10 protein-coding genes are annotated in these 11465 nt (G+C 71.8%); 6 read left to right on the top strand and 4 right to left on the bottom strand.

Features of this window, described 5'->3' with window-relative positions; translation table 11 throughout:
* Positions 1–57 precede the first annotated feature (57 nt).
* Positions 58–1536: an amino acid permease gene (locus tag MID12_RS31500; protein ID WP_052482908.1), complete on the top strand. Its 1479-nt coding sequence runs from the start codon at positions 58–60 to the stop codon at positions 1534–1536.
* Positions 1537–1984: 448 nt separating this feature from the next.
* Here MID12_RS31500 and MID12_RS31495 read toward each other — a convergent pair whose 3' ends face one another.
* Entirely contained in the window at positions 1985–3181 is a 1197-nt protein-coding gene (locus tag MID12_RS31495) for a DUF2637 domain-containing protein (RefSeq protein ID WP_411577026.1), read from the bottom strand.
* Positions 3182–3624: 443 nt separating this feature from the next.
* On the opposite strand from MID12_RS31495, the gene MID12_RS31490 reads away from it, so the two are divergent.
* The 5 genes from MID12_RS31490 to MID12_RS31470 all read left to right on the top strand — a co-directional run bounded on the left by MID12_RS31490 (position 3625) and on the right by MID12_RS31470 (position 9350).
* Positions 3625–4716: an N-acetylmuramoyl-L-alanine amidase gene (locus MID12_RS31490; protein ID WP_263172578.1), complete on the top strand. Its 1092-nt coding sequence runs from the start codon at positions 3625–3627 to the stop codon at positions 4714–4716.
* Positions 4717–5037: 321 nt separating this feature from the next.
* On the top strand, positions 5038–6306 hold the full coding sequence (locus MID12_RS31485; protein WP_052482904.1) for an ABC transporter substrate-binding protein: 1269 nt from the start codon (positions 5038–5040) through the stop codon (positions 6304–6306).
* Complete coding sequence (locus MID12_RS31480; protein WP_078845347.1) at positions 6306–7292, top strand: carbohydrate ABC transporter permease; 987 nt, start codon at positions 6306–6308, stop codon at positions 7290–7292. Before MID12_RS31485 ends, MID12_RS31480 begins: the two co-directional genes overlap by 1 nt.
* The gene (locus tag MID12_RS31475; RefSeq protein WP_040255658.1) at positions 7285–8127 is read left to right on the top strand and encodes a carbohydrate ABC transporter permease; all 843 of its coding nucleotides are present in this window, start codon (positions 7285–7287) and stop codon (positions 8125–8127) included. Before MID12_RS31480 ends, MID12_RS31475 begins: the two co-directional genes overlap by 8 nt.
* A gap of 5 nt (positions 8128–8132) precedes the next feature.
* Positions 8133–9350 (top strand): Gfo/Idh/MocA family protein, encoded by a 1218-nt coding sequence (locus MID12_RS31470; protein WP_052482901.1) that lies wholly within the window; start codon positions 8133–8135, stop codon positions 9348–9350.
* Positions 9351–9467: 117 nt separating this feature from the next.
* Here MID12_RS31470 and MID12_RS31465 read toward each other — a convergent pair whose 3' ends face one another.
* The 3 genes from MID12_RS31465 to MID12_RS31455 all read right to left on the bottom strand — a co-directional run bounded on the left by MID12_RS31465 (position 9468) and on the right by MID12_RS31455 (position 11399).
* Positions 9468–10019, bottom strand: coding sequence for a DUF4232 domain-containing protein (locus MID12_RS31465; RefSeq protein ID WP_263172575.1), 552 nt, complete (start codon positions 10017–10019; stop codon positions 9468–9470).
* 216 nt (positions 10020–10235) lie between these two features.
* Complete coding sequence (locus MID12_RS31460) at positions 10236–10955, bottom strand: alpha/beta hydrolase (protein ID WP_263172573.1); 720 nt, start codon at positions 10953–10955, stop codon at positions 10236–10238.
* 39 nt (positions 10956–10994) lie between these two features.
* Positions 10995–11399: a zinc ribbon domain-containing protein gene (locus tag MID12_RS31455; protein ID WP_052482897.1), complete on the bottom strand. Its 405-nt coding sequence runs from the start codon at positions 11397–11399 to the stop codon at positions 10995–10997.
* Between the last annotated feature and the right edge of the window lie 66 nt (positions 11400–11465).

Raw genomic sequence — 11465 nt, 5'->3', positions numbered from 1 at the left:
GTGGGGCCCTCTCCCCCGCGGGTCCCGGAAAGACGTTCCTCACCCCATGGATGTCAGATGACTACACCCTCCTCGCGCCTCGCGCCCGAGCACCCGGACGACGGTCAGGGCCCCGGCGGACGGCTGCCGGGCAGCGACGCGGACGCCGGTCTCCAGGCCGGGCTCAAGAACCGGCACCTGTCGATGATCGCGATCGGCGGCGTCATCGGCGCGGGCCTGTTCGTCGGTTCGGCCTCGGGCATCGCGGCGGCCGGACCGGGCATCCTGCTCTCCTACGCCCTGGTCGGCACGATGGTCGTCCTGGTCATGCGGATGCTCGGCGAGATGGCGGCGGCCGACCCCAGCTCGGGCTCCTTCTCCGCCTATGCCGACCGGGCGCTCGGGCGCTGGGCCGGCTTCTCCATCGGCTGGCTCTACTGGTTCTTCTGGGTGGTGGTGCTCGCCATCGAGGCGACCGCCGGAGCCGTGATCCTGGAAGGCTGGATGCCCGGCATCCCGCAGTGGGGCTGGGCGCTGATCGTCATGGCGGTGCTGACCGCGACCAACCTGGTCTCGGTGGGCTCCTTCGGCGAGTTCGAGTTCTGGTTCGCGGGGATCAAGGTCTTCGCGATCGGCGCCTTCATCGTGATCGGCGGCCTCGCGGTCTTCGGCGTGCTGCCGGGCTCGGACGGCGGCGGTGACGGCTTCTCGAATCTGACCTCGCACGGAGGCTTCCTGCCCCATGGCGCGGACGCCATTCTCACCGGTGTCCTGATGGTCGTCTTCTCCTTCATGGGCAGCGAGATCGTCACCCTGGCCGCGGGCGAGTCCAGCGACCCGCGCCGCGCGGTCAGCAAGGCCACCAACAGCGTGATCTGGCGGATCGCGGTCTTCTACCTCGGCTCGATCTTCGTCGTGGTGGCGCTGCTGCCCTGGGACTCCGACGCGATCCAGGAGAAGGGCTCGTACGTCGCGGCGATGGACGAGATCGGCATCCCGCACGCGGGCCAGGTGATGAACGTCATCGTGCTCACCGCCGTACTGTCCTGTCTCAACTCCGGCCTCTACACGGCCTCCCGGATGGCCTTCTCGCTCGGCGGCCGCGGCGACGCACCGAAGTCCTTCGCCCGCACCACCGCCCGCGGGGTGCCGCAGACCGCGATCCTCTCCTCGGTCGCCTTCGGCTTCCTCGCGGTGTGGTTCAACTACCAGTGGCCGGACACCGTCTTCGAGTTCCTGCTGAACTCCTCGGGCGCGGTGGCCCTCTTCGTCTGGCTGGTGATCTGCCTCTCGCAGCTGCGGATGCGCCGCATCATCCTGCGCGAGAACCCGGAGCGCCTGGTGGTACGGATGTGGCTGTTCCCGTATCTGACCTGGGCGACGATCGGGATGATCTCCTTCGTCCTGGTGTACATGCTCACCGAGCCGGACACCCGCAAGCAGGTGCTGCTCTCCGTCCTCGCGGCGGCGCTGGTCGTCGTCCTCGCCCTGGTCCGCGACAAGGTCACCGGGCGCGGCGGCCGGGGCACGGAGGACCGGACGGACGCCAAGGTCTAGCACGGACGCCGAGGTCCGGACGGGACCTCCGCGCGGCCACCGTGCCGCGCACAGACGGGAGACGGGCCGCCGGGGCTGACCGGGCGGCCCGTCTTCCGTCTGCGGGGGCGCTGTTCGAGGTGCGCCGACAGACCGGCCCGCCCCGAGGCCGACTGGCAAGATCCAGGGCGGGTGGTGGGTAGGTGCTGGTAGGAGTCGGTCATGGCAGCGGACGTGTGGACCCCCGTGATGCCGATGGCCGGTGTAGCCGTGGGTGGTGCGTTGACGTATCTGACCCAACGCACCACACAGCGGACAGCCGACCGGGCCGAGCAGCGGAGACGCGCTGCGGCGCTGACGGTCGTCGGCCGGGGCGAACTTCGGTGGCCGACCGCCGCGCGAGCCGCGATTCCCGCGGTTGCGGGCCGCACCCTGATGCCTCCGAGGACCGCCTCGATGGGCACCCGCCCTAGTACGACGGGGCCGGTTCCTCCGCGAGCGGGCCGTCCTGGTCCGCGGCGGCGGTCGCGGTCAGCGGGTGGCGCTGCTTGAAGTCGTGGAGGTGACCGGCGAGTTCGGACTCGTGCAGGGGGTTGCCCATCGGGTCGGTGACGCCGTAGCGCTCCCTGAGGTACCAGGTCAGCTGGTACGCGGTGGGGTGGGTGCCCTGCTCCGCGACATACCGGGTGAAGGCCTCGAAGTAGAAGTCCTCCCAGGTCTCCCAGCTCGACTCGGGGGCCGCGTCGGCGGGGTCGGGCTCGATCGGCGCCGCGGCGGCGGCCGGGGCCCCGAGCGGGGAGGGGGCGGCGGGCAGCTTCGCGCCGGGCGCCGACTGCGGGGCGGCCGCGGCCGGTTCGGGCGGCTGGGGCAGGCGGGCCGCCTCCGGTGAGCGGGGCGGGGCCGCCTCGGCCGGGAGTTCCGGTGCCGAAGGGCGCGCGTCCGCCAGGGGTTTGCCGTTCCCGTCGAGTCCGGCGGCGGCGAGGCCGGAGGGCGCGGTCTCGGCGAGGGGGACGCCGTAGCGGGCCAGGCGCAGCGGCATCAGGGATTCGACGGGGGCCTTGCGGCGCCAGGCGCGGCCGAAGCGGGAGCGCAACCGGGCCTGGTAGACGAGACGTTCCTGTTCGAGCTTGATGACCTGCTCGTAGGAGCGCAGCTCCCACAGCTTCATCCGCCGCCACAGCAGGAAGGTCGGCACCGGCGAGAGCAGCCAGCGGGTCAGCCGCACGCCCTCCATGTGCTTGTCGGCGGTGATGTCCGCGATCCGCCCGATCGCGTGCCGCGCCGCCTCCACCGCCACGATGAACAGCACCGGGATCACCCCGTGCATGCCCACACCCAGCGGATCGGGCCAGGCCGCCGCCCCGTTGAACGCGATCGTCGCCGCCGTCAGCAGCCACGCCGTCTGCCGCAGCAGCGGGAAAGGGATCCGGATCCACGTCAGCAGCAGATCCAGCGCCAGCAGCACGCAGATCCCCGCGTCGATACCGATCGGAAAGACCAGCGAGAAGTCCCCGAACCCCTTCTTCTCCGCCAACTCCCGCACGGCCGCATACGAACCCGCGAAACCGATACCCGCGATGACGACCGCACCGGCCACCACCACAGCGATGAGTATGCGATGCGTCCGGGTCAGTTCGACCACCGGAGCGCTCTCCCCCGCGTCCACCCGCAGCAGCCCACTCTCTCGTCCGTCTCGGCAGGGTCCCGCCGTCCTCCGCGAACGTGACCGGGCCTCACACTCTCACGGTCCGTCAGGGGGTCGTGGAGGGGGCCCGGGGGCAGAGATCCGACGCCCGGCGGACGCGCGCCGGTCACCAGTGGTCGTACCAGAGAAACCGCGGCCGTGAATGTCCCCGGGTGAGCGAATCACACCGGGCCCTCTTTCAGGCCGGATGAAAGTTTCGGAGCGCTCCCCCTTACGGGGTTGTCAGGTTCACGCTCAGTCCTCTTTGCTGGCTACGGCGCTCACCACGCGGCAACGGAAGGGGTGTTGATGTTCCGCCACGACACCGCGGCCCGTCCCGCCCCCGAAACCGTACCCCCCACACGGCAGCCCGCGTCCGGCGCCCGCCCGTCGACCAGCCCCCCACTCTCTGCGAGGAGACCGCGATGACGGCACAGTCAGGACCCCCCACCCCCGCCCGCCGCGCCGTGCTGCGCGGCAGTGTCGCCGTCGCCGCGGCAGGCGCCGTCGGCTGGCAGAGTGCGACGGCGGCGCAGGCCGCTCCGGCTCCGGCCCCCCGCGCGGGCGCCGAGGCCGCCGAGCCGCGGATCTACGGCACCGCGGAGTGGGGCGCGCGCCCGCCGGAGATCGACATCGTCGTCGAGGACCATGTGCCCACCTTCATCGTGGTGCACCACACGGCCGACCCCGGCAACAGCGAGGACTACTCGCTGGAGCACGCCAAGCAGATCTGCCGGGACATCCAGAACTTCCACATGGACGGGCGCGGCTGGGGCGACACCGGCCAGCAGTTCACCAACAGCCGCGGCGGCTTCATCCTCGAGGGCAGGCACCAGAGCCTGGACGTCGTGCGCGGCGGCACCCAGCACGTGCAGGGTGCGAACGTCGGCAGCCACAACAGCGAGGTCATCGGCATCGAGAACGAGGGCATCTACACCGACGTGGACGTCCCCCCGGCGCTGTGGGACTCGCTCGTCGCCCTGGTCGCCTGGATCGCCACCCAGTACGGCCGCCCGGTCGAGAACATCCTCGGGCACCGGGACTTCAACTCCACCGAGTGCCCCGGCAACATCCTCTACGGCCGGCTCCAGGAGCTGCGCGACGCGGTCGCCGGCGCCATGGGCGTCCAGAGCGCCACGCCCTCCGTCTGGCCGCTGCTGCGTCCCGGCAGCACGGGTGCCCAGGTCCGCGCGGCCCAGCACCTGCTGCGGGCCAAGGGCTTCGAGGGGCTGCGGGCCGACGGCGTCTTCGGCCCCGCGACCAAGCGGGCCGTGGTCAAGCTGGCCGAGGTGCACGGCGTGGAGCAGCACGTCTGCTCGGCCGCGCACCACCGCACGGTGGACGAGACCGGCTACCTCGGCTCGGACATCTGGCCGCTGCTCACCCCGCGCCTCACGGAGGGCGCGAACAGCGAGGTCGGCGAGGCCGTCGCCACCCTGCGCCGCTCGGGCGGCCGCACCAAGGGCGGCAGCGAGCTGCTGACCCCGCGCGACTGGAAGGGCCTGCTCGGCAGCTGAGCCCTCCGCCCGCACGCGCGTTCCCACCGCGGCGCGCATCCCCGGCAGCCCGGGGGTGCGCGCCGCGGTGCGTCCGGGCCCGGAAACCCCAGGTCGGCCGGGACAGCGGGCGCGCGGACGTCACCGTACGCGCCGCTGTGGAAGCGGTCCGCGACACCTCCCCCTCTTTGCTCGAAGGTGATTGAAACACTCCTTGACGCGTCAATATCGAGCACATAGCGTCCCGGGCATCCCCTCAGGGTCCTCCCCTGCCGGATCCTCCCGACCGCCTCCCCCGCACCGGGCGGCCGGTGAGCGATCCGCTTGCCCGAAAGGATGCGCGTGCGCAGAAGATCGCTCCTCACCGCGGCCGCCGCCTCGGCGTTCGCCGCCGGTTGCAGCAGCTCCCCGGGGTCCTCGGACTCCCGGCGCGGGCGCCTGACCTACGGAATCTGGGACGTCGCCCAGCTGCCCGCCATGCGCAGGGCGGCCAGGGAGTTCGAGCGGAGCCGGCCCGGTGTGCGGGTGGACGTGCAGCTCACGCCGAACGGCACGTACTGGACCAAGCTGCGCACCGCGTGCACCAGCGGCACCGCCCCGGACGTCTTCTGGATGAACGGCCCGAACTTCGGCCTCTACGCCGACGCCGGGCAGCTCCTCCCGCTGGAGACCGAGGGCGGCGAGGCCGTCCTGCGCCCCGCCGACTACCCCGCGGACCTGGTCTCCCTCTACCGCTGGAACGGCGTGCAGTACGGGGCGCCGAAGGACTTCGACACCGTGGGCCTGTGGTTCAACAAGGAGCTCTTCGACCGCGCCAAGGTCGACTACCCGGACGCCGACTGGACCTGGCAGGACCTGATCACCAACGCCCAGCGGCTCACCGACCGGCGGCGCGGCGTCCACGGCATCGGCGTCCCGGTGTGGGCGCAGGAGAACTACTACGACTCCATCGCCCAGGCCGGTGGCTGGGTGATCTCCGAGGACCGCAAGCGCTCGGGCTACCGGGACCCGCGGACCCTGGAGGGCCTGCGGCTGTGGGTGGACATGATCCACCGCTACCGGGCCGCGCCCACCCTCCAGCAGATCACCGACACCGACGCGACCCAGCTCTTCCAGTCCGGCCGGATCGCGATGGTCCAGGACGCCTCGTACAACGCGGCCACCTACTACGCCGACCCCGAACTGCGCGCCAAGGTCGACGTCGCCCCGCTGGCCCGGGGCCGCCGCCGCGCCACCGTCATCCACGGGCTCGGCAACGTCGTCTACGCCCGCACGCCCCGCCCCGAACTGGCCCGCGACTTCGTCCGGTTCCTCTCCGGCAAGCGGGCCTCGCAGATCCAGGGCAGGTACGGCACCGCCATCCCCGCCTTCCACGGGACCCAGCGCGCCTGGGTGGAGGGCATGCCCGAGTTCGACCTCCAGGTCTTCCTGGACGCCGTCGACTACGCCGTGCCGTACCCCACCTCCGGCAACACCGCGGCCTGGGCCCACAAGGAGCAGCAGCTGCTCGCCCGGGCCTGGAGCGGCGACGAGAGCCTGGACGGCGCCACCACCGCCCTCGCCAAGGCGATGAACCAACTGCTCGACCAGGAAGGGAGGGCCGGTTCCTGATGAGCCTCGACACCGAAGCCCCCGCGCCGCCCCCGGTACGCGCGCCCGTACCCGAGGCGGAGGACCGCGCGCTGCGCAAGCGGGAGCGCGCCTTCGCCCACCGGGACAAGTGGTGGGGGTACGCCTTCATCGCTCCGGCCGGTCTCGGCCTCGCCGTCTTCTATCTGTGGCCGGTGGTGCAGACCCTCTACTACAGCTTCACCGAGTGGGGCGCCTTCGGGGGCACCACCTGGATCGGCACCGCCAACTACGACACCCTGCTGCACGACGCGGAGTTCTGGCAGGCGCTCGGCAACACCCTCCTGTACACGGGACTGGTGCTGCTCGGCATCCCGCTGGCGATGGTCCTCGCGGTGCTGCTCAACCTGAAGGGCATGCGCGGCACGGGTGTCTACCGCACGCTCTACTTCCTGCCCGTGGTGACGATGCCCGCCGCGGTCGCCGTGGTCTGGCGCTGGCTCTACAGCGGCGACGTCGGCATCCTCAACCAGGCACTCGACGCGGTGGGGATCAACGGCACGTACTGGGTGTCCGATCCCGACACGGTCCGCTTCGCGGTGGCCGCCGTCGGGGTGTGGATGACCGTCGGCTACAACATGATCCTGCTGCTCGCCGGGCTCCAGGGCATCCCGCAGGACTACTACGAGGCCGCCTCCCTCGACGGGGCGGGCCGGGTGCGGCAGTTCTTCTCGGTGACCATGCCGCTGCTCAGCCCGACCCTCTTCTTCACGACGGTGCTCTCCGTCATCCAGTCGCTCCAGGTCTTCGACCTGATCTATCTGATCCTGGGCGCCAACACCAGCGTGGGCGTGACCAATCCGGCCTACGGAGAGGGGCAGACCGTGGTGATGCTGTTCTTCCAGAAGTCGTTCTTCGACAACCAGCGCGGCTACGGCGCCGCCATCGTGAGCGTGCTCTTCGTCCTGATCATGGCGCTGACGGCGCTCCAGTTCCGGCTGCAGAAGAAGTGGGTGCACTATGCCTGAGGCGACCCGGAGCCCGAAGCGCGAGGGGCGGCTGTGGCCCGCGCACCTCGTCCTCTCGCTCGGCGCGGTGCTCACCGTCTTCCCGCTGCTGTGGCAGGTGCTGACCTCGTTCAAGAGCTTCGGCGAGTCCACCCGGGTGCCGCCGACGATCTGGCCGCACCACTGGGAGTGGTCGAACTACGCGACGGTCTTCGACTCGATCCCCTTCACCGAGCAGTTCCTCAACACCCTGCTGATGGCGCTGCTGCGGACCGCCGCCCAGCTGCTCCTGTGCTCGCTGGCCGCCTACGCCTTCGCCCGGATCCGCTTCCCCGGCCGCCAGACGATCTTCCTCGCCTTCCTGGCCGTACTGATGGTGCCGGGCGAGCTGTTCCTGCTGCCGCAGTACCAGATCATGCAGAACCTCGGCTGGCTCAACTCGATGCAGGCGCTGGTGGTCCCGGGCATGTTCAGCGCCTTCGGCACCTTCCTGCTCCGGCAGTTCTTCATGGGCCTGCCGGTCGAGGTGGAGGAGGCCGCCCGCCTGGACGGCGCCAACCCCTTCACCGTCTACTGGCGGATCGCGCTGCCGCTGGCCCGGCCCGGGCTGCTCGCGCTCGGCATCCTCACCTTCCTGTGGTCCTGGAACGATCTGATGTGGCCGCTGATCGTCAACACCGACCCCGAGCAGATGCCCCTCTCGGCGGGTCTCGCCTCGCTGCAGGGGGCCCATCTCACCGACTACCCCGTCCTGATGGCGGGTTCGCTGCTGGCCACCCTCCCGGTGATCGTGGTCTTCATGGTCATGCAGCGGCAGTTCATCCAAGGCATCGCTTTCTCCGGCATGAAGGGCTGACTCCGATGACGGTCCCCTCCCCCGCCCCGGCGGATCCCTCCACCCGTGAACTGCGCCTGGCCGTCGTCGGCCTCGGGCTGCGGGCCACCCTCGCGAAGGAGGCGCACCGGCCCGGAGCAGGCGCGGCCGTGGTCGCCGCGGCCGACACCGACCCGGGCAGCCACCCCAGGGCCCGCGAGTGGTTCGGCGACGGCGTCCGCCTCTACGGCGGCCACCGGGAACTCCTCGCGGGCGAGGACCTCGACGCGGTCTTCGTCATCACCCCCGACCACACCCACGAGGCCATCGTCACCGACCTCCTGGACGCCGGGGTCGCCGTCTTCGTGGAGAAGCCGCTGGCCATCACCACCGAGGGCTGCGACCGAGTCCTCGCGGCCGCCCGGCGCGGCGGCGCCCGCCTCTACGTGGGGCACAACATGCGCCATATGCCCGTGGTCCGGGTGATGCGCGAGCTGATCCGGCGCGGCGAGATCGGCGAGGTCAAGGCGGTGTGGTGCCGCCACTTCGTCGGCCACGGCGGCGACTTCTACTTCAAGGACTGGCACGCGGACCGCCGCAACACCACCGGTCTGCTGCTGCAGAAGGGCGCCCACGACCTGGACGTCATCCACTGGCTCGCGGGCGGCTACACCGAGCACGTCACCGCCCTCGGGGCGCTCACCCTGTACGGGGACATCGCGGACCGCTCCGGGCAGCGTCCCGGAGCGGTGATGCCGGACTGGTACGACCCCGAGCGGAACTGGCCGCCGCTCTCGCTCACCGGGCTCAACCCGGTCGTCGACGTCGAGGACCTCTCGATGATGACGATGCGCCTGCAGAACGGCGTCCACGCCAGCTACCAGCAGTGCCACTACACCCCCGACTACTGGCGCAACTACACGGTCATCGGCACCGAGGGCAGACTGGAGAACTTCGGCGACCACGGCGAGAGCGCCGAGGTACGGGTCTGGCAGCGCCGCAGCGGCTACCGCGCCGACGCCGACCTGGTGGTCCCGATGCCCACGGCGGCGGGCGGGCACGGCGGCGCCGATCCGCTGCTCGTCGAGGAGTTCCTGCGGTTCGTCCGGGTGGGCGGCGAGACCGACACCAGCCCGATCGCGGCCCGGGAGGCGGTCGCCGCCGGGTGCGCGGCCACCGAGTCGCTGCGCAACGACGGCCGGCCCGTCCGGGTGGACCGGGTGGCGCCGGAACTGGCCCGGTGGTTCGAGGAGGGGCAGGTCTGACCCGCCACCGCCCGGTTCACCTGCGCGGTCTCTGCGGGCAGTTGAACCGGGCGGGGCGCCTCTCCGCTCGCGTCCGGTCCCGCGGCACCGCCGCCGGGTCGGCGCGTGCTCCAGGGGTCAGCGCCCCACGGGCACCTCGCGGGCCACCGCGGTCACCGCCAGATCGCCGTTGTCGACCCAGGTGTCCAGCTTCACCGTCTTGTAGTCGGTGGAGGCGGGCGGCGTCACCACCAGATAGGCGGCGTGCCGCGCCTCGGGGGTACCCGAATTGGCGCGCGTCCAGGCGACGTTGGCCTCGACGGTGCCTTTCGGCTTCAGGGTGACGGTCTCCTTGCCGGGGTCGTCCGCGTACCAGGTCCCGCCCCAGGAGGTGTCCGAGGTGAGCCGCCGGTGCTCGCTGTCCTCCAGGCCGAGTCCCGGGTAGCCGCGCAGCGCGCAGCTGTGGTCGGCGGTGTTCCTCAACTCCAGTGTGATCCCTACGTGGTTCATCCCGCCCGCGAGGTGTTCGCGGACCGAGGCGGACAGCCCGGAGACCGCGCAGGTCGGCGTGGCGGCGGCGCCCTCTGCCCCGGCGTCTCCCGATATCGCGGCCTGGGCCGCGGCGGCTCCCGCCGTCCCGAGCAGTGCGGCAGCAGCGGCTGACACCGCGATCTTTCGGCTCATACGCATGGCTCACCCCTCCCTCAGGGGGACCGGCCCTGCCGGCCGGTCACGCTCAGGGTGCTCCTGTCCGCCCCGGCGCCCGGGAATGTCTCAGACGGGTAACACCCTTGAGGCACAAGGGACTTGAGAGCACCACCGCGCACAACCGGCGCACCCGACGCCACCGCGTACGCGCCGGTGGAACGGCCCCGACGTCGGTGCGTCAGGGAGTTGGTGAGGACTTCAGAGGAGTACGGGGGTGTCCCGGCCCAGTGCCTGGTCGACCTCGGCAGGGAGCGAGCCGGCGGTCAGGAGCCCCACCGCGGTCTCCGCCGCCAGCTCGTGCCAGAGCCGCCAGCGGCGCAGCATCGCGTGGTCGCTCTCGCGCAGCAGCAGGACCCCGGCGCGGGCGCCCTCCGCGCGAGCGCGGTAGGCGAGGGCCCGGGAGAGCGCGGGGTCGGTCACCCGGTCCCGCTCGCCGTGCAGGATCACCGTGGTCCGGCCGCGCAGCTGCGTGACGGGGTCCTCGGGCGGGCACCAGGGCGCGAGCGCCACCACACCGACGACGGCGGGATGACCGGCGGCGTGCAGTGCGGCCCGGCCGCCCATCGAGTGCCCGAGCAGGACGACGGGCACCTCACCGCTGAGCGCGTGCAGTTCGTCCAGCGCCTGCCGGGCGTCGCGCAGCGGATCCGCGTCGGCGCCGTTCCAGCCCCGGAAGCGGTAGCGGACCCGGCCGACGAGCAGGTCCTCGGCGGGCATCCGGCGGGCGGCGGCACCGCCGAGGGGACGCATCCGCAGCCCGGGGGTGTGCCAGGGGCGCGAGGTCTGGCGGCCCTCCGCCCGTCCGCCGTGCAGGAAGAGGACGGCGGCCCGCGGCGCGGCCGGCTGCTGCCACAGCACCAGAGCACGGTGCTTTTGAGCGGGATCGGCGTGCATGGCCCCCACTTGGTCGACGGCCACGCACTCTACTTGCCGCCGGACCCGCGGGAGTCGGCGCCCTCAGAAGCGGCGGAGTCCGCCCTGCGGCAGGGGCTCGTCCCAGGAGTCCCGGCACAGCTCCACCACGGGTTCGTCGGTCGGCTCGACGGTCGTCGCGAGGCGGACCCGCGCGCCGGGGCGCACCATCGGCAGCGAGCCCGCCACCCGGCACCACACGGTGAAACCCTCGTTCATCGTCACCGGCCAGCGGTCCCGGTCCGTGCTCAGCCTGCGGTACGTGCAGACGACGCCGCGGCCCTCGCTGCGCTCGGTGTCGAGTTCCGTCGAGCCGCAGCCGGTGCACAGCAGCCGCTGGTAGAGGGCGGTTCCGCACCAGCGGCAGCGCTGGAAGTACAGCTCCGCCGCCGGGGGGCTCGGCTGCACCTCGCGGTCGAGTACCGCAGTCCTGTTGGTGAGCTCGAACATGCCTCGTCTCCCTGTGGATAGAGCCGATTCACCCTTCGCCTTGATGAACGCCAAGTTACGGCACTC

This window comes from Streptomyces sp. SCSIO ZS0520, assembly GCF_025643355.1.
In the GTDB taxonomy this organism is placed as follows: Bacteria; Actinomycetota; Actinomycetes; order Streptomycetales; family Streptomycetaceae; genus Streptomyces; species Streptomyces physcomitrii.
This window is presented reverse-complemented; position numbering and strand designations above follow the sequence as displayed.